General features: G+C 43.6%; 19 protein-coding genes. 10 read left to right on the top strand and 9 right to left on the bottom strand.

All coding sequences use genetic code 11. The features are described 5' to 3' along the window. Positions 1 to 73 precede the first annotated feature (73 nt). Positions 74 to 859, top strand: coding sequence for a glucose 1-dehydrogenase (locus NSQ20_RS30770; protein ID WP_076251972.1), 786 nt, complete (start codon positions 74 to 76; stop codon positions 857 to 859). Between the two features lie 132 nt (positions 860 to 991). Here the strand turns inward: NSQ20_RS30770 and NSQ20_RS30765 are convergent, their stop codons facing one another. Genes NSQ20_RS30765 through NSQ20_RS30755 form a run of 3 tightly spaced genes read right to left on the bottom strand, consistent with a single transcriptional unit; the run spans position 992 to position 3,831 of the window. Continuing rightward, positions 992 to 1,450: a GNAT family N-acetyltransferase gene (locus NSQ20_RS30765; RefSeq protein WP_340031474.1), complete on the bottom strand. Its 459-nt coding sequence runs from the start codon at positions 1,448 to 1,450 to the stop codon at positions 992 to 994. Next, positions 1,447 to 2,367, bottom strand: coding sequence for a D-alanine--D-alanine ligase (locus NSQ20_RS30760; protein WP_340031473.1), 921 nt, complete (start codon positions 2,365 to 2,367; stop codon positions 1,447 to 1,449). The genes NSQ20_RS30765 and NSQ20_RS30760 overlap by 4 nt, the downstream gene beginning before the upstream one ends. A gap of 12 nt (positions 2,368 to 2,379) precedes the next feature. Beyond that, on the bottom strand, positions 2,380 to 3,831 hold the full coding sequence (locus NSQ20_RS30755) for a PLP-dependent aminotransferase family protein (protein WP_340031472.1): 1,452 nt from the start codon (positions 3,829 to 3,831) through the stop codon (positions 2,380 to 2,382). A gap of 673 nt (positions 3,832 to 4,504) precedes the next feature. Between NSQ20_RS30755 and NSQ20_RS30750 the strand changes: the two genes are divergently transcribed. The 3 genes from NSQ20_RS30750 (at position 4,505) to NSQ20_RS30740 (ending at position 6,145) form a co-directional block, all read left to right on the top strand. Further along, on the top strand, positions 4,505 to 4,861 hold the full coding sequence (locus NSQ20_RS30750) for a nucleotide excision repair endonuclease (protein WP_036612270.1): 357 nt from the start codon (positions 4,505 to 4,507) through the stop codon (positions 4,859 to 4,861). A gap of 208 nt (positions 4,862 to 5,069) precedes the next feature. After that, positions 5,070 to 5,816 (top strand): Bax inhibitor-1/YccA family protein, encoded by a 747-nt coding sequence (locus NSQ20_RS30745; protein ID WP_036612268.1) that lies wholly within the window; start codon positions 5,070 to 5,072, stop codon positions 5,814 to 5,816. 143 nt (positions 5,817 to 5,959) lie between these two features. After that, positions 5,960 to 6,145 (top strand): hypothetical protein, encoded by a 186-nt coding sequence (locus NSQ20_RS30740; RefSeq protein WP_036612266.1) that lies wholly within the window; start codon positions 5,960 to 5,962, stop codon positions 6,143 to 6,145. 152 nt (positions 6,146 to 6,297) lie between these two features. On the opposite strand, the gene NSQ20_RS30735 is transcribed toward NSQ20_RS30740, so the two are convergent. The 5 genes from NSQ20_RS30735 to NSQ20_RS30715 form a co-directional block, all read right to left on the bottom strand. Beyond that, positions 6,298 to 7,188, bottom strand: coding sequence for a hypothetical protein (locus tag NSQ20_RS30735; RefSeq protein WP_036612264.1), 891 nt, complete (start codon positions 7,186 to 7,188; stop codon positions 6,298 to 6,300). Between the two features lie 271 nt (positions 7,189 to 7,459). Beyond that, complete coding sequence (locus NSQ20_RS30730; protein WP_036612263.1) at positions 7,460 to 8,086, bottom strand: hypothetical protein; 627 nt, start codon at positions 8,084 to 8,086, stop codon at positions 7,460 to 7,462. Positions 8,087 to 8,139: 53 nt separating this feature from the next. Then, positions 8,140 to 8,727: a matrixin family metalloprotease gene (locus tag NSQ20_RS30725; protein ID WP_051447258.1), complete on the bottom strand. Its 588-nt coding sequence runs from the start codon at positions 8,725 to 8,727 to the stop codon at positions 8,140 to 8,142. 817 nt (positions 8,728 to 9,544) lie between these two features. Further along, the gene (locus NSQ20_RS30720; RefSeq protein WP_081745975.1) at positions 9,545 to 10,231 is read right to left on the bottom strand and encodes a 4'-phosphopantetheinyl transferase superfamily protein; all 687 of its coding nucleotides are present in this window, start codon (positions 10,229 to 10,231) and stop codon (positions 9,545 to 9,547) included. 160 nt (positions 10,232 to 10,391) lie between these two features. Continuing rightward, complete coding sequence (locus tag NSQ20_RS30715) at positions 10,392 to 11,264, bottom strand: arylamine N-acetyltransferase (RefSeq protein WP_340031470.1); 873 nt, start codon at positions 11,262 to 11,264, stop codon at positions 10,392 to 10,394. Between the two features lie 291 nt (positions 11,265 to 11,555). Here NSQ20_RS30715 and greA point away from each other — a divergent pair, with 291 nt between their 5' ends. From greA to rlmN, 3 genes are all read left to right on the top strand, one after another. Beyond that, a complete protein-coding gene (greA, locus tag NSQ20_RS30710; RefSeq protein WP_036612258.1) occupies positions 11,556 to 12,032 on the top strand; it encodes a transcription elongation factor GreA in 477 nt (158 codons plus the stop codon). A 283-nt stretch (positions 12,033 to 12,315) separates the two neighbouring features. After that, positions 12,316 to 13,671 (top strand): sodium-dependent transporter, encoded by a 1,356-nt coding sequence (locus tag NSQ20_RS30705; RefSeq protein WP_036612255.1) that lies wholly within the window; start codon positions 12,316 to 12,318, stop codon positions 13,669 to 13,671. Positions 13,672 to 13,850: 179 nt separating this feature from the next. Beyond that, a complete protein-coding gene (rlmN, locus tag NSQ20_RS30700) occupies positions 13,851 to 14,945 on the top strand; it encodes a 23S rRNA (adenine(2503)-C(2))-methyltransferase RlmN (RefSeq protein WP_340031469.1) in 1,095 nt (364 codons plus the stop codon). A 173-nt stretch (positions 14,946 to 15,118) separates the two neighbouring features. On the opposite strand, the gene NSQ20_RS30695 is transcribed toward rlmN, so the two are convergent. Beyond that, a complete protein-coding gene (locus NSQ20_RS30695) occupies positions 15,119 to 15,559 on the bottom strand; it encodes a GNAT family N-acetyltransferase (protein WP_340031468.1) in 441 nt (146 codons plus the stop codon). A gap of 212 nt (positions 15,560 to 15,771) precedes the next feature. On the opposite strand from NSQ20_RS30695, the gene NSQ20_RS30690 reads away from it, so the two are divergent. The 3 genes from NSQ20_RS30690 (at position 15,772) to NSQ20_RS30680 (ending at position 18,411) form a co-directional block, all read left to right on the top strand. After that, complete coding sequence (locus NSQ20_RS30690) at positions 15,772 to 16,212, top strand: MarR family transcriptional regulator (RefSeq protein ID WP_076329280.1); 441 nt, start codon at positions 15,772 to 15,774, stop codon at positions 16,210 to 16,212. A gap of 101 nt (positions 16,213 to 16,313) precedes the next feature. After that, the gene (locus tag NSQ20_RS30685; RefSeq protein WP_340031467.1) at positions 16,314 to 17,423 is read left to right on the top strand and encodes a glycosyl hydrolase family 8; all 1,110 of its coding nucleotides are present in this window, start codon (positions 16,314 to 16,316) and stop codon (positions 17,421 to 17,423) included. A gap of 112 nt (positions 17,424 to 17,535) precedes the next feature. Next, positions 17,536 to 18,411: a diguanylate cyclase gene (locus NSQ20_RS30680; protein ID WP_340031466.1), complete on the top strand. Its 876-nt coding sequence runs from the start codon at positions 17,536 to 17,538 to the stop codon at positions 18,409 to 18,411. The last annotated feature ends 47 nt before the right edge of the window (positions 18,412 to 18,458 follow it).

The following is an 18,458-nucleotide window of genomic DNA, read 5'->3' as shown; positions in this document are numbered from 1 at the left end:
AGATTAGAGCAAATGAAGAAATAGGTATTTACGTATGGAGGATGTCAAAACAGCAAAGGGAGGTCTATGGATTATGACTGAACGATTTGCGGGTAAAGTGGTACTGATTACAGGCGGTGGCTCCGGTCTTGGACGATCAGCTGCTGTGGAAGTTGCACGTGAAGGGGCGAAGCTTGCCCTAGTGGATGTGAACATGAAGGCGCTGGAAGAGACCAAGCGTGTGATCTCGGAAGAGGTACAGCATGCCGAGTTTCTGTTAATCGAAGGTGACGTATCGGATGAAGAAGCTGTGAAGAAGTATGTTAGTGATACGGTCAATGAATTTGGGCGTATCGATGCATTTTTCAACAATGCAGGCATTGAAGGCAAGCAAAACCTGATCGAGAACTACGAGACGGAGATGTTCAATAAAGTTATCGATATCAATCTGAAGGGTGTATTTTTCGGGTTGAAGCACGTTCTACCTGTGATGAAAAAACAGGGCGAAGGCTACATCGTGAACGCGTCCTCTGTTGGAGGGATTCGCGCCGTGCCAAACCTGGTTGCCTACGGAGCGAGCAAACATGCCGTAGCCGGCATGACCAAAGATGCAGCGATTGAATACGCCGAGCATGGGATCAGCGTTAATGCAATTGCACCCGGAGCCATTCTGACAGATATGGTTATCGGCTCGTTCAAACAGATCAATCCGAATGACTGGGAGTCAGCATCCAAAGAGTTCGTGAAGGACAACCCGGCGAAGCGCTTGGGTGAACCGAAGGAAGTAGGGCGTCTCGTTGCCTTCTTGCTGTCCGGCGAAGCACCATTTATCAATGGAGCCATTATTCCGATTGATGGTGCGCAGTCAGCCAAATATTGATCCCATAATCATCAACAGCACATCAATGCGACATAGATATATACTGAAGAACGCCCTTTTTCGCCAATGTGCGGATTGGGGCGTTCTTTTTTTGGTTTGATATTCAAGGGGGCGTATCCCGTATCCGGCAGGTTAAGTGTGCTGTAGAATCTGCGGCTTTTTGCTAAACCCGGTACTCCCGGCTATAAAGCCCATCTGGCGATAGAATTCATGTGCAGCTTCACGTTCTGGGCGATTGCCACTGTTCAGAGACAAGGAATCCACGTTATGCGTGGCTGCCCATTGCTCAGCTTCAAGAATGAGCTGACGGCCGATGCCTGAGCCCCTGAACTGGTCGTGTACAACCAATGCCAAGATGCGGCAGTGTCTTCCGTTCTTTTCATATAGATAAGACGTCTGTAATCCGATCAGTCCAACTACGCGTCCTCGTGCTTCAGCAACGAGTGTAGTAAAGTTTGCGTCCGCAGAGATATGGGCATAACGCTCCTCCATCTCCGCGTATGTGGTTGGGTAACCGAGTTGGTCCATCAGAATGACCATATCTTGCAGATCGGTAGGGGAGCTATGTCTAATCGTCACATCCAGACTCATAATGTTGTATCCTCCTTGGGTCTTTCTTTCAATGAAAGTTCAATAATGGTATCCAGTAGCTCTGCAAAAGAAATGCCTGCAGCAGCTGCACTTTTGGGCAACAGACTGTTACGGGTAAGACCCGGCAGCGTGTTCACTTCAAGCACATACGGCATGCCCTCCCGAATCATCATATCCACGCGAGCGTAGACGCTGCATTTGAGCACCTGATAACAGGCCAAGGCCGCGGCTTCGACGCGATGGTGAAGGTCCAAAGGCAATTGCACAACCTGCTCATCGGCCCCGTGGTCATCATATTTGGAAGAATAATCGAAAAACTCAGCGCTCGAACGAATGGAGATCACCGGCAGCATCTTACCATCCAGAATGGCACAGGTAATTTCTTCACCTTCGATATACTGTTCAATCATGACCGTATCATCCCAGGCGAGGGCAGCCTCTACTGCAGTTGGCAGGGCGGAAGCTTCCTTCACCACTTGGGTACCGATGCTGGAACCGCCTGAATTGGGTTTGACCACCACAGGGTACGTTAATTGTTGAACAGCAGTTGAGGACAGTTCCTCAATATGACTCACTCGTAGCCACTCTCCTGTAAGTACACCTGCATGCTGCATGAGCTGTTTGGACATGTCTTTATCCATACATACACTACTTGCCAGCACACCACAGCCTGTGTAGGGAATACCCAGAGATTCTAATGTGCCTTGGACCGTACCGTCTTCGCCGTATTTGCCATGCAGGGCAAGCAGTGCCACATCGATCCCCGCTGACTTGTCGATTAGATCGCGCTTGGTATTCAGCTCGATGGGTACAACCTCGTATTTGTCTTTATTCAGGTTTGCCATCATCTCCTGTCCGGTGAGCAGGGAAATATCCCGCTCTGAAGATGTACCGCCCATAATCACGCCAACTTTCATGTGAAATCCTCCTTATCTCATTTGAGCTGCTGTCTCGCCAATGATGCGAATGCCTTTACGTATATTCTCATCGCTGACTCTGGAGAAACCCAGACGCATCGTGTTTACACCCTGACCGGGTTCCAGATAAAAGGTATCCCCAGGTGTGAACGTTACACCTTTCACTTTACAGGCTTCCAGCAGTTCACGGGTTCTGTATTCGGACGGGAACTGCACGAACAGATGCAGACCACCCGCACCGGAAATTCGGCACATTGGCAGATACTGTTTCAGGCAACGCACAACCAATTCATATTTTCGCTTATATTCGGTGCGAGCTCGCTTCAAATACTTCTCGAAATTACCGTTGCTCAGATATTGATACAATAACGATTGGTCCAGCGTGGAGGTATGGATGCTGCGTGCCCGTTTCATACTCTCCAGATAATCAATCAGCGCCGCATCCGCAATAATCCAACCCACCCGCAGACCTGGGAACAGGACTTTGGAGAAGCTGCCCAGATACACCAGTCCATTGCCTTTGCCCATGCTGGCGATCAGGGGAGAGACATGCGAACCGGAATATCGCAATTCTTCGTTAAAACCGTCTTCAATGATCGGTACCTGATACTTGTTCATCAACCGGATGATTTCTACCCGTTTCGCAGGGGACGTCACAATCCCGGTTGGATTGTGATAGGAGGGCACGAGATATGCCAAATCATATGGACTTGCCTCAAGTTCATGTTCCAGTTGCTTCAAGTCCAGGCCATCCGGCTCCATATTCACACCGGTCAGTTGAAACTGGTGCAATTTTAGATTTTTGATTGCCGTGTGGTGCGTTGGATTCTCGCAGAGCGCTTTGCCGCTTTTTTTGCGTAACACTCCAAGCACCAGATCGAATCCTTCCGTGAATCCGTTGGTGATTAGAATATCTTTGCCACGGAGGTCGACCCCTTTGTTCTCCATATATCTTAGTAAATAATTCATCAGCGGTCTGTATCCTTGTGCATATCCGTAATTCAGCAGTACTTCGCCTTCAAGTGACATGCGATCCAGAAAAGCCCGTTTCACGTTGTGCAGATCAAACAGCTTTTCATCCGGCGCTATGCTGGTAAACGATATCTCACCGCGCTCTGCGCCGGAGCCATGCTTCATCAGATCGTACTGCTCTGCCTGAATTGCATACTCGCTTACCTCTGTCGTCCAGTCCAGTTCCCAGTTCGCTGCTGCCTCAGGTGTTTCGATGGAGGCACTGACGTAATTGCCCTTGCCTTTGACTGCATAGATCAGTCCCTCATCTTCAAGCTCGGCATAAGCGAGCAGGACCGTGCTGCGACTAACCTTCATGAGTGTACTGAGTTCACGGGTCGAGGGCAGCTTTTGTTTGGCTTGCAGGCCGCCTTTGAGCATCAATCGCTTCATATAATCTTTGACTTGTATATATACAGGGCGGTCCTCCGTCAGTTGCAGATCGGAATACATCCCATCACTCCCTCTACTGGTATCTTGCCATATTATAAACCCCGCAGAAAGAACCACGATACCTCTGTTTCCCTGAGTGTGTGGTTGGTTGTTCGCACAAACGCAAAAAAGCCCTGGCAGTATGCCGGGGCCTGGTGGTGAAACTTGATCCATTTTCTATAGTACTGCTGCTATAATTTCTACAGTTGTATTGCATGACTAGTCTCTCTAGGATCGATAGCTATCTGACCTTCTACGTGTGTCTATTAACTTCAGTACGACTATAATTGCAGGCTTTCTAGGTGATACTTAAAATCTACAGTGAATCATGAATCTAGGTCTTTCTAGGTTTGCTTGCTGCAAGGGTCGATTAGATGATGAATCCACAATCTATAAGCTAGGGTTCTTGCTAACTGTACTCTTGTCGTGATCACGTAACAGAATTCAGCATGAAAAAGATATTCAATCATAGGGTACAATAGACGGAGGTAGATATAAAGACGTATGTCTCAGTGCCCAATTTCTTCCTCATACCCCTATAGTACCACTTTGAATCAGGGAAGTTAACCTTTTTTTTGAAATATTTGTCGTAATAGCGAAAATTGCGTGAATTGTACTTCATATAGATTGAAATGGTGTCCCTTTATAATATGTGATAGGATGAAAACCTATAGATAATGAGGAAGTGAGCCTATTGATTAATATTACCGTGCCAACACCGGATGTAACTATCACAAAGCAGGCTGATCCACAGCTTAGCCACATTTATGGATTTACTGATTTTCACCTGATTACCCGGGAACTAGGCGGGATTTTCATGTTTTACAATGCCGCTGGAGAGTTGTTATTTGTCGGGAAAGCGCGAAAATTAAGACCACGTATCAAAAAGCATTTTGAAGACACAGTATCACCAATTAAGAATCACCGCGAAGAAGTAACAAAGATTGAAGTATGCCTGGTTGAAGATCCGGTAGATCGTGAAATTTACGAGACGTATATCATCAACACGATGCGTGCGAAATACAATGTAGATAAAGTCTTGTACAAATAAGACGCTTAAAAAGCACATGAACATGCAATGTCTGGGACATATGTCCTAAGTGTTGCGCCAGTGGGTAAGGATGTGATCGAAGGATTGCATCCGATTCCTTCTGGTGCTATCCCGATCTTTTTGAGGGAGTAGCTTGTAGAATTTGAAACGTAGTAAACCCAAGCTTAGTATCATAGATATACCAAATACATATGAAGAGGTGATTGTGTTGATCGGTCGTAGCGGTAACCCTACACTTAAAGACAGCACGTTTGAAAACAGAGGATATGGAGAAGATCGGTATCAGAATTACATGACAATCAACGGCACGGTGAACAAAGCGTTTATTACGCTTGTGATTCTGCTGGGCAGTGCGTTTGCAACATGGATGATGTTCTTTAACGGACAACAAGTGATGCCGCTCGCTTATGGTGGATTAATTGTTGGTTTCATTCTGGCACTTGTGATTTCGTTCAAACCAGTAGCGGCACCGTATCTCGTACCGGTCTATGCCGTGGCAGAAGGCCTGTTCCTGGGAGCACTCTCCGCAACCTATGAGTCACTGTATAACGGAATTACATTGCAGGCGGCTCTGTTGACCATGGCTGTATTCATCGCTCTGCTGGTGGCATACAAAACCAGATTGATCAAAGCTACGGAGAACTTCAAGTTGGGCGTTGTTGCTGCAACTGGCGGTATCATGATCATGTATCTGTTGAGCTTTGTACTGGGTTTCTTCGGCATTTCGATTCCTTATCTGCATGATAACAGCTTGATCGGCATTGGTATTTCGGTCGTTATCGTGATTGTGGCTGCCCTCAATCTGGTCCTGGATTTCGACTTCATCGAGGGTGGTGCTGAACGTGGTGCGCCCAAGTATATGGAGTGGTACGGTGCATTTGGATTGATGGTGACATTGGTATGGTTGTACATTGAGATCATCCGTCTGCTGGGCAAATTGCGTAGCCGGGACTAGTTTCATAAAATCCTTCTTCCTCTGACTCAGAATCGCATTCCCCAAAAAGTTGATGGGTGTAGAAATACGCCGTTGGCTTTTTGTTGTTGTCTATGAATGAGTCTAATACCAGATCGAAAGGAGTAGCCTCATGTTACTGGAAAATGAAGTGCACAGAAAATGCCTTCATTCCGATCGAGGCATCCACCACACTCATCTCGATTTTAGAAGAGAGTGAAACGTATGGGGTTGGCAAACTATGTTTAGAAGAGGAATTTGGCGGGGATAACGCTTCACAAGAGTCGTTCTTTGGTCATTTTAAGGATGTAATCTGCAGCATGCTGGACTAAGTCAAAGTATACATGACTTAGAACAACTACAGACACCGGTGGAACTTAAAAATGAATGATCTTTGTTAAATACGGAGATCATCTTCTAGAAGCCGTATAGATATTTTGTAAGAAATGTCCTTTACATAAGGTGTAGTTTATTTTCAAATTTATTATCTATCTTTAATAATTACCCAGCACTTAACCAAATAAAATAGTTCATTATCAAACTGCCAAATCCATTCAGATTCCTTCAGAATATTGCTTTGAGGTATATGATGTAAAATAGACTCAGATGTTACTCGTCCATTAATGACCAATCCCCCTTTTATTAATTCAATTTGACTTTGAATGTTTTCATCCATCATTAAAGCTGGATCGTTTATAACTTTGGTAAGAGGTAGAGGGGAGTTATCTATAGAACCCCACGCATATTGTTCTGAAGATATTATTCCTATACCACCTCGTTTAAGTAAATCCCAAACTTGCTTTACATGTCTGTCAGCGATTATATCTCCTAATTCTTTTGTCATAACTATCACTTCGTCGTTTGAAGAATGATCAGTTATCTTAGATATAGGAAGGATTAACTGACTAGAAACAGTCGAAGAAATAGCTAACGAATATTGAGTTTGAAATATTTTGATTGGACATAATTCAGCACTAAAAAGTTGTTGTAACAATTCCTTAACTGCAACAGAATTTTTGTCTAAGTCCTGAAGATCTAAAATGGAAATTTGCTCAGGATAACCTACTATATCCCTAGTAATTAAATTAACTTTACTTTGCAACTCCGTATCTACTCTATCCTTAGCCTTAATTAAGGTTGCAGAATCTACATCTAGTAAATCAGTTTGTTCATAGTTTTCAACGATTTCATTGAATGGAAGATCGTATAAATTTCCTGCACCAATTATTACGCTGTTATCAAAGTTTTCACCAAAAAACTCGGAAATGCCAATAATCTTTTTTAACTCATTTCGATGTGAGTCCCAAGTTGATGGAAGTTCGAATTGATTAATCTTATTAAAGAACTCTTGAATTATTGCAACATCTTTATTCATAATCAGTTTTGTCATCTCCAATATGTTTATTAACTGTTTACTGAACTTTGTGAAAAGCGATATAATACAATGATTCTTTTTGCAATTTGGAGATTGATTTTGATCATTATGGATAATATTTCTAAAATAAAATCTAACAACCTGCCTCCATATCATTAAAGTGGGCTGGTTGTTAGATTTTTTATATTTTTTGAATTCACCGAAAACATAAAACTATTTAAGTAAAGTAAATTAAAAAATATTAACCTCATTTATATCTGTATCAGATTTCTTACATATTAAACATGTCTAAAATCTCATTCTTAATTCGTTCATGTTCAAAAAGTTCTTCGTTCTCTCCTTCAACTGAAATTATATCAGATGTATTATTCTGTTCAGCGGAGAATGAATTTGGTGTTGAAATCTTATCATTTAAATCAAACACTCCATTTTCCCTATTAATAATACTATAATCTCCAAAAGTGTTTTTCTTTAACGCAATAATGTAAGTGTGCCCTTTCTGCATTTCAACGTAGCCATCACGTGTGATTTTTTGTTTGCCATCCAAACTTTGGACATAAGAGACGGGTTCAATAACTGTTAAAAACTCTTCGTTCCAGTCCCCCTTTAGAATATTCTCCACTCTCAGCTCTGTTTTAGTAGAAAAATCTTGAACTGCTCCGGTTAAATAAGTAGTAACATCATGTTCACGATCATCAAAATCTGCAACAGGACTCGCGATGACAACCAGTTCTGCTGAACTGACCAAACTATCTGCGTTATCATATGATATGTAGGTTGAATCTACATCCACTATTCCACTTTTATAGCTGTTAAATATGAAAAAGTAATAAGCAGCAAAAAGTCCAAGGACTATAGCAAAGCCTGTAATCCACTTTTTCTTATGATTTATCAACATTCTCAAAACCTCCAATTAAATTAGATGATTATTAAAATAAAGGTAATACTGATTTAATTTCCCCATTTACTCTTTAATTCAGCTTTATCATACGTTTGTGGTCCAAAAATAGTCTCTTGAGAATTAGACTTTGGTTTCATTATTGATTTAGAGGCATTGCTACCTGTTGTATGGGCCAAGCCAAGTGCGTGTCCGAATTCGTGCGATACAATTGACTTACGAAGGTCACTAGTATTCATTTTGCCGGCAGATATAGTGTTATGATAAAGCGATATTACAGAGTAATCCCAGTTAAATAGGTCAGGTGGTGCAATAATATTAGCAGGCCAAGATATCATATATGGCATTGCTTGACCCAGAGTCTCAGCGTCTGTAGTAGTTCCAACATAAACTTCATCCGTGCTATTCCCGGTTTTAACAGTAGTTTTACCTATATTAACCTTTGAGGATATCCCGTTCCAGCTTTGTCTACCTGCATCAACAGAGCCCGTATAACCGTATGAACTTACGGAAGAGTCATACCAGGCCGAGTACTTGCCCTCAAGCCTTTTTTTTGAGAAAACATCCGCCGATACAAAACTTGAAAACAATACTACTGAACTTAAAACAGTAAGGGCAACAGCAATTTTTTTTCTTTTCATAATTTTCTTCCTCTCAGTATATTCTATAATTCAAAAAAATCCCTAATTGCTCATGTCTTCAAAAGATAATGAGTATCTTTATTTCTTTGTTAAGAGAATTATTTGGCAGGCACGAATTGAAAATATAAACCACTCATATCTATATTAAAAAAAGAGAGCCTAATGTTACATATCAAAATCCCCTTTCAAAAAGATTAAATCAAAAATTCTAATTATATTTTTAATAACATACCCTGACTATTTCTTTAAAAATTCGGATACTTGAGATAACATATTTTGATTACAATAAATTAATATATCCCATTTAAGTTATAAAAATATATATTTTGATTTTATATTCTTTATAATACATATTTAACCAATGAATATCAATACTCTTTTATTTATTAATTTTAATAAGTTATAAATTAAGTCTAAAAAATAACCAGTGAATTAATATTTTAGCTTATATCGTTAAGTTGATTAGTAGAGCGAAATCTAAGATATCTTTCAAATTAAATTGATAGAAATTGAAACACAGGCGCAGTTTCGGTGTGAATATACGAATAAACGTCCTAAGGTAATGTAAAAGGAGATGGTTTTTACTATTCTCACCAAGTCAACTTCAAGATTTGGTATGTTCGTCTAAATAACAGCATAATTTTTTCATAAGAACATTTTTTAGCATTTTTTTTCGCTTGGTTTGCTCTTTACTTTTTTCTTGCCTGCACAAAAAAAACAAACGGCACAGGGTTTTTCCCATGCCGTTATACTTCAATTTTTTTATCCTGGTCTTATCTTTGAGCTTAAATTAATAACATTGGTTTATACCCTGCCTTCATAATAAAACTTGATACATTTCTTCAGTTGTGATGAAATCCGGCTGAGCAGGCAAATCTTCTCCTGCGGAACAAGCTGCCAACATATGTCCGTGATCAAGCCGTAGACTTAGGAATTGATAAGAAGTCGCTTCTGGCGAGTGCCAGTCTCCGTCCACATTACGAATTAGGGCGAAGGAGTCCAATGGTATGGACAACCCCATACCGACTGCCTTGATATAACTTTCCTTCAGCGTCCATAGACGGTAGAAGGTTTCCAGCCGACGATCGTCAGGCTCGGCAGCCAAGAACTGGCTTTCCTTAGGAGAGAAGAAACGCTCTGCAATCTGCATGTCAATTGGAGCTATCTTTTCCACATCCACGCCTAGTTCATCTGTACTGCCGGAGATCAGAGCAATCCAATCACCAGAATGGGAGACGTTGAATTGTACATCCGAATGGTGACTGAGCGAAGGTTTGCCGTAGGAATTACGGGTAAAAGAAAGCTCAGCAGGTCTCAGTCCAGTTAACTTGCTCAAAGTCACACGAGTCAATATCTCTCCCAGCACGGAGCGATACGCGTCAGCCTGACGCACAAAACGCGAAGCCTGAGCACGTCGCTCCGCAGAAACTTGCGATAGCAATTGGTTCCAGTTCGCCTCGGGCAATACTTCTGGAACTTGGAGTACACGAATAGTTATCATCATTAATCACCTGAATACGTATTCGGCGCAGTTCAGTAACTTTCCTTTATATGGAACGTCCCCTCAACTCTTCCTCCCAAATCATCACTATACGGATGCCCCTAACAAGCAAGCCGGTCGTCTCGCTTTTCATGTTAAGGCCTCAGGTTCTGCATCTTCCTCTTCATGCTTCCTGTACTCGTTTCCATTCTGTATGCGCAGCCTGTATTCCATCCCACATGTCTTGGCATTCCAGTTCGCTGTAATTCACCAAGGGTTCATGAAATATTTCAGTTAATACGTCACGCCACTCGGTATAATTCCGGATCTCCGTTTTCTGGATTCCTTCGGTATCATGTGTTCGGAGCATACATCCACGTAGTTCATGACTGCGATTCTCATCCCGCTGACGAAGCAAAAATACGTTATGCCAAGGTGATTCGACTGCCCGACTGTAGAATTCATGTTTGGGAATGAACTCTTCCAGGCTGGTAATTGCTTCAGGAGCATAGTCCACACCTTCACTTGGCCCATTCGGCTCGTACTCAAGCCGCCATCCCCCAGTCACAACAGATGATGGCATCAATTGGTACGTGAACGGAGCTGAACCATAGGTTCCATAACGAAGTGGCAGAGGTTCAAAGGGCATTCCGCCGAGACCTACATCTACAATCCAGCGTTCAACTGTCGGGTCAGCATCTGGCAGAAGCACAGATAGACCGAGATGGAATGAGTTCACACGGGGTTGTTCCCCATGAGGCTGTACTCCCCCGCGATGCCAATCAACCGTATAACCCAGCGAGCGGAGAAGAACACTAAATGCACCATTTAGATGAAAGCAGTAGCCGCTGCGTCCCTGTAATATAAGCTGAATTGAATCTTGAAGACTGATTTCCGCAGGACGACCTGCAAAAATATCGACCGTTTGCCAGGATAAATATTGCACATGTGCTCGCTGGAGTTCAAATAAGAATTCCAGTGTAGGTTCCTTTATATCATCTATGCCGATCCGTTTCAGATAGGCCTGTATTTCAGCTGTATTCAATAGTTCAATCATTATTCAGATCACCTCACGTCATATAGTGGGCTGCAGGCGATGGTTATAAACTTCTGCTGCCCTGTGTTCATTGTAAAAGCGAACGGATGAAAACAACATCATCAGTTGTGCAGATTGTAACGGTACAATTATTGAACAAAGTCTTGAAATTCATCTCAAGAGATAGGCATGGTTCTGATTTCATTGAAATACAATATATGGATGAGCTATTTCTTTTTCCGGGGTATGCTAACCCTTTGGAGTGGATATAGGTTAGAATATAGATAGATAGCAGGATTAGGAGATGGAAAAATGGCTAATGATGAAGTGATTTTGACACAGGAAGGCTTGGAAAAGCTGGAGGACGAACTGAAGGATTTGAAGACGGTGAAGCGTAAGGAATTGGCAGCTCGTCTGAAACTTGCGATCAGTTACGGTGACCTGAAGGAAAATAGTGAGTATCATTCAGCCAAAGATGATCAGGCCTTTATGGAGACCCGAATTTTGATCTTGGAGAAGATGCTGACAAAAGCAAGAGTCATTTCTTCAGACAATATAGACTCCAACAAAGTGAGCATTGGATCGACGGTGTTGCTTAATGACATTGAGTTCGCCGAGAAGATTGAATATAAAGTGGTTGGTCCTGCCGAAGCCGATGTTGCGGATAATAAAATTTCGTACGAGAGCCCGCTGGGCAAGGAGATAATGGGCAAAGAAGTGGGCAGCGTCATTCATGTCAATGCTCCGATGGGCGTTATCAAGTACGAGTTACTTCAAATTAAAGTGTAATTCAAAAAGAGAGGTGCTCCGCAGTCATCCAAATGGCTGAGGGGACACCTCTTTTTGATTCTATTGGGCTTTTAACAGTTGGGAATACGGATTTGTTGAAACTTCATACGGTTGGACTAACGGACTTTATCACATACTGTGTTTAAGGAACTTATGAGATGAAGATTTCCGTGTGTTTTATATGTAAAAAAATAACATTTCGACAAATTTCGAATTTCGAATGACCTGACAAGTTGAGTAGTATATAATTACGGGAAAACTTTAAAGTGATGGAGTAGATACGATGAATTTTAGTAAGCCTAATCTAGATCAAGACAACGCTGGCAAAGGAGAACGTTTCTCCCAAGCTGGATTTATCCTGGCGGCCATTGGTAGTTCGGTTGGTCTGGGCAACATGTGGAAATTCCCGTACATTACGGGTGAGAACGGAGGGGCTGCGTTTTTCCTGCTCTTCATCGTTTGTTTGCTGCTGATTGGTCTGCCAGTGCTCCTGGCTGAACTTGCGATTGGTCGCAGTGGCAGAGGTAGTGCAGCTACGGCTTTTATCAAAGCAGGTGGACATAAAGGTTGGCTCGCAGCCGGTTTGCTGCAAGTACTGACGCCTTTTATCATCCTCTCGTTTTATGTCATTATTGCAGGGTGGACCCTCCAATATGCAATTACGTCATTCAGTGGAACACTGTTTAACAATCCGGATTATGCCGGACAGTTCGATTCCTTCATAGGCGGTTATATGCCGATTGTGTGGCAACTGGTCGCGGTCTTAATTACAGGCTGGATTGTAGCCAAAGGGGTATCCAACGGAATCGAGAAATTCAACAAAGTTCTGATTCCAGCTATGCTTGTACTGCTTATTATCCTGATGATTCGTGCAGTTACATTGCCGGGTGCAGGAGCTGGGGTATCCTTCTTCCTGAATCCGGACTTCTCGCAGCTTACAACGGAATCTGCACTGGTGGCGCTTGGGCATGCCTTCTTCTCCCTGTCACTTGGGATGGGTATTCTTGTAACCTACGGTTCGTATGTGGATAAAAATCAATCCCTCGGTGCGGCAACCGTTGCCGTCGGCGCGGGTGACCTGATCTATGCGTTCATTGCGGGTCTGATCATCTTCCCAACAACATTCTCGTTTGGTATTGCACCGGACCAAGGACCTTCACTGATCTTTGTGGCACTTCCGGCGGCCTTCTCGGCGATGCCACTTGGTTTCTTGTTTGGTGGACTGTTCTTCATCCTGCTGGCTATTGCGGCATTAACGTCAGCAGTATCCTTGCTGGAAGTTCCGGTGAAATATTTCATGGAACGTTTGTCCTGGAGCCGCAGTCGTTCGGTGTGGGTTATCTCTCTAGCGGTCTTCATCGTGGGACTTCCTTCGGTATTGTCGCTCGGCTTGCTGCCTGAATGGACGATTGGATCGAAGAGTGTGTTCGACTGGATGGACTTTGTAGCATCCAACATCCTGCTGCCTGTAGGTGGACTGCTTGTAACGATTTTTGCCGGATACTTCTGGAAAACGGCTGCTGAAGCTTCCGGCCTGCGTTCCGGATGGTTCCGGGTATGGCTGTTCATGCTGCGTTACGTGGCTCCGATCCTGGTTCTGCTGGTTCTACTGCACACATCCGGTATCATTCACTTCTAATGGTGAAGGCCCGATAGGGTGAAATATGGTATGTTGTGCAGATTTACCATGGATAAAACCTCTTGGAAGAAATGCAAAAGCCCTTGTTTTCCCTCGTCAATTTTGGGACAATAAGGAGTAGAGGTTTTTTGGGTAGGACCGATAAGCCATATGCTTTTTTGCGAAAAGAGGATTATACAATGAACAAATCATCCATATATGGATTAACATTAGAGCAATTACGTTCCTGGCTGCCGGAGCATGGGCAGAAAAAATCCCGTGCATCCCGGATCTGGGAATGGTTATATCAAGAGCGTGTACACGATTTTCCCGCGATGTCTGATGTCCGTCAAGAATGTCTGGATGTTCTTTCCGAGCATTTCACCATGAACTCGCTGAGCGAACATGTGAAGCAGGAATCGGCAGATGGTACCGTGAAGTTTCTGCTTCGGATGCAGGACGGCAACCTGATTGAGACGGTATTAATGCGACAGAAATACGGACTTACCGTCTGTGTAACCACACAAGTGGGCTGTAATATTGGCTGTAGCTTCTGTGCGAGCGGTCTGATCAAGAAGAGCCGTGACCTGACCGCTGGAGAGATTGTGGAACAGATTATGCATGTGCAGCGACATCTGGATGCAGCGGGTCAAGACGAGAGGGTAACTAACGTGGTTGTGATGGGGATTGGTGAACCATTCGACAACTTCCAGCACATGAGTGATTTCATCGAAGTCATCAAGGATCGCAAAGGACTGGCACTTGCCGCCAAACGGATTACTGTGTCCACGAGTGGCCTTCCGGACAAGATCAAGGAATTTGCAGACAGCAGTCTGCAGGTTAACCTGGCGATCTCTCTGCATGCACCTAATAATGAACTGCGTACACACATCATGAAGATCAACCGGGCTTTTCCGATTGAGGAATTGATGGATGCGGTGGATTATTATCTGGCTACAACGAACAAACGCATCATGTTTGAGTACATCCTGTTACGTGATGTTAACGATCAACGTGAGCATGCCGCGGAGCTCGCTGAACTGTTGTCCAGTCGCAGAAGTATGGTCAGTGTGAATCTGATTCCATACAACCCGGTGGATGAGCACAGTCAGTATCAACGGAGTACAGAAGAGTCGATTCTGGGCTTCTATGATACACTCAAAAAGAACAACATCAACTCCACTGTACGTATGGAACATGGTACGGATATCGATGCTGCCTGCGGACAGTTGCGTAGTAAACAAATGAAGAACAACGCTGCCGAATCCGAGCCAGACCGTCTGGCACTGGGATAAGATACAACGCGGATCTGGCAAGTAAGTTAGGATACTTGGTTGTTATAATCAGTGCCTGGACTTTGTATGTACGTGCCATTTATCGTTGTTGGATTCGCGAATGCGTTGCCTGAATGCAAAACGCCTCTGTATATCACTGAGAAGTGATAACGGAGGCGTTTTTTGGAGTTTCATTATTTCAGTTTTTTGGTCATCAGCAGATGGGGAATGCCGTCTTCCATAAATACTTCCGATGCGGGTGCGTATCCGAGACGTTCGTAGAACCCGGAAGCTTGTACCTGTGCGTGCAGCTTGGCTTTCTCAAGACCATCAGCAACAGCCATCTGCTCCAGCTTGTCGATCAGCACACGGCCCAGGCCGTGTTTACGGTAATCGAGCATGACACAGATCCGTTCCAATTTGGCGACCTGTTCCACAATGCGCAGTCTGGAGGAAGCAGCAGGTACACCGTCTACGTAGAGCAGAATGTGGCGCACCTCCGCGTCTAATGTATCATAAGCATCGAATTCATCCGCTGCGGGCACGCCTTGTTCTTCGACGAAAATAGCAGTACGAATGGCGAAGCAGGCATCGAGCAATTCCTGATTAGTAACTTCAATAATCGTTGTATTCATGAATGTTTCTCCTTTGGACGATAGTAATCATATCCGGGCATGATAAACTGGTATATAGCATAATCATTGCAGCCGTTCCATGTGAGTATCATGGTTAAAATTTAATCCATTTTAACTGTAGTTATATCACTATTTATGTTGTGAATGCAACAATTTTATAAAAGGGCGTGAGCGCATTGACTGATAAAAAAGAAGTGTTGCGTGAAATTGGCATGATTGCCCGCTGTCTGGATTCGATCAGCAATGTCGAATTTCAACATCTGAACTTGTCCCGAGGCCAATATCTGTATCTTTATCGCATATGTGAGAATCCGGGCATTATTCCTAACCAGCTGGCTGAACTGATCAAAGTAGATCGAACGACAGCGGCCAGAGCGATTAGCAAACTCGAATCCGATGGATTTATTGTCAAACAGTCGGCAATAGACAATAAGAAGAACAAGTTGTTATATCCGACAGAAGCTGGCCTGAAAGCATGGGAATTCATTCGTAAAGAGGGCGAGCATTCCGACCAGGTGACGCTGGACGGCTTTACGGATGAAGAGATAGAGACAACGGTTAAGCTTCTCCGCCGAATGCGCCACAACATCGAGGTAGACTGGAAATTTGTCAAAAAGGGTGGACGGCGACCCTACATGGATACCTCAGAATGAACAATACCTCTATCCTTGACCCCTACAGCCCAGACCCTAGCCGAACCGATCTCAAGGAGCAGAGTCATTATCTCACAACAGCAAAAGTACAGGAGGGAATCATGAAGAGAATGAACCGGAAAACAGTAACGTGGTTGGTCATATTGGTGGTCAGTATTGCAGCAGCGTTCATTATTTTCATGAAGGAGCGGTTCGTGATGAATGAATTATCCCCTACAGTATCCTTTGTCCAAGATCATATGACCAATCCCAATGGTTTACTTGCATCCTATTTGCAGGATGCCACATCCGAAAAAGCGGATATCGTAGCAGGCAGAGAGGTTTTATCTGAATCAATTGGTCTTTGGATGCAATATGCTGTAGCCAAGAACGATCAGGCGTTATTTGAGCAAAGCTATGAGCTGCTGACGACCTATTTCCTCATGCCGCAAAAATATATTGCCTGGAAGCTGGATGCTGAGGGGAAATCTCACGTGACCACCAACGCGCTCGGTGATGATTTCCGAATTGTCGGTGCCTTATTAAAGGCAGCAGATCAATGGCAACAGGGAAGAGAAGCCAAACTGGCAACGGCCTCGGATATTTCCCGTACACTGACGCAGTCGGTTCAGAATAAAGGATATTATGTTGATTTTCACGATTTTGGCAATGGTTACTCCGCGGATATGTTAAGCCTGGTTTATGTGGATCTACCGTCTCTCCAATTAATGGAGAAGCACGAAATGCTGGAGCCGGGCACATATGCCAAGTACGAATCCATGTTGAAGAGTATGCCGGATGACGGGATATTTTATCCAAAAACATTCAATGTGGGGACGAAAGAGTATACATATGATGACACAGTGAATCTGATTGATCAGCTGATCGTAGCGAACCATCTAACTGCGACCAGCCGCAAACCGGACAAGCTCATTGCTTTTTTGAAAAAAGAATTCAATACCCGTCATCAGCTGCCGGGACAATATAAGCGTAGTACTCGCACACCTGCGGTATCTTACCAATCTCCATCCGTATATGGACTCGCGATGCTGCTTGCGGTTCAGTCAGGTGATCCAAAATGGGCGAAACAGCTGTATAAGCATATGATCAGCATGCGTAGTCTGGACGCCAGTTATCCAGGCGGATATGTATTTAGTGGAAACACACATATGTTTGATAACCTGTTTCCTTTGCTTGGGGAGACTGAATTACAAAAGTTACTTAAAAAGTAATAAAAATGTCATTTAATATATTCAACAATGTGTTAACATGATGTTTGTCTATTCATGTCATATATTGTTTACTCGAAATATCACTAACCAATCTACTGGAGAGAAGAAACCTATGAGGAATAAAGCACCCATCCTTCGTATTGCATGGGGATATGCGAGTTTGATTGGATTAGCCGTAATCCAGCAGCTCGTTGTCTATCTTAAGATTTATATGAATCAGAGTTATACTACACTGGATGTGGTGTTTAGCATTGTGTCGCTTGGAGCGCTGATCCTGAGTTTTGTGATACCTGTCGGGGTATCTGTCGTCGCCGGATTTATCTATCTGGTCTCTTATTTTGTATGGCTTGTTACCTATGCGGATGTAAGTGTACTTACGTTCTCTTGGTGGCTGCTCATTCCAGCCAATGTGGCTGTGGCTGCTTTTATCAAGGCAAGTCTTGTGCGCAATGCGCGTGTCATGGAGCGTCTGCAGGAGCTTCAGGAGCGTAATCCGGAGATTGATCTGGATACCTCTCTGGGCAATAAGGATGCACTTGCGGATACGCTTGTTAAGCAAAGTAATCTAGCCAGACGTTATTCGGAGCAATATGGATTCAGCATGGCGATGTTCAAGATCGAGTTTTTGCCGTTGGTACTGGAATCACTCGGTTCCGTACGTTATGCACAGTTCCTTCTTGAACTATCCACTACCATACAGAAGCAGATTCGGTTTGAGGATTATAAATTTTTTGTGGATCGAGGACGTTTTGTGATTATCTGTCCAATGACCAATGTGGAGTACTTGCCCATCCTGACACAACGGATCAAAAAAGCCATGATGGATCTGCAAATCATCGATAAAAAGGGAAATGAGTTGCAGACGGTTATTCGATCGGGTGCACTGGTATTTCAGAAGGAACAATTCAGTAAGTATGAGGATATCGATGCTGTTATTGCGGCACTGGAACGGAACACAGAGACAGATCTCATTGGTGAATACATCTAGATGCTATGGGGGAGGAGTATTTCTGTGAATTATTTAACATGGTTTGT

It is taken from the genome of Paenibacillus sp. FSL K6-1122 (assembly GCF_037977015.1).
GTDB classification, from domain to species: Bacteria; Bacillota; Bacilli; order Paenibacillales; family Paenibacillaceae; genus Paenibacillus; species Paenibacillus amylolyticus.
The sequence above is the reverse complement of the archived record's forward strand: the minus strand, read 5'-3'. Positions and strand labels throughout refer to the sequence as shown.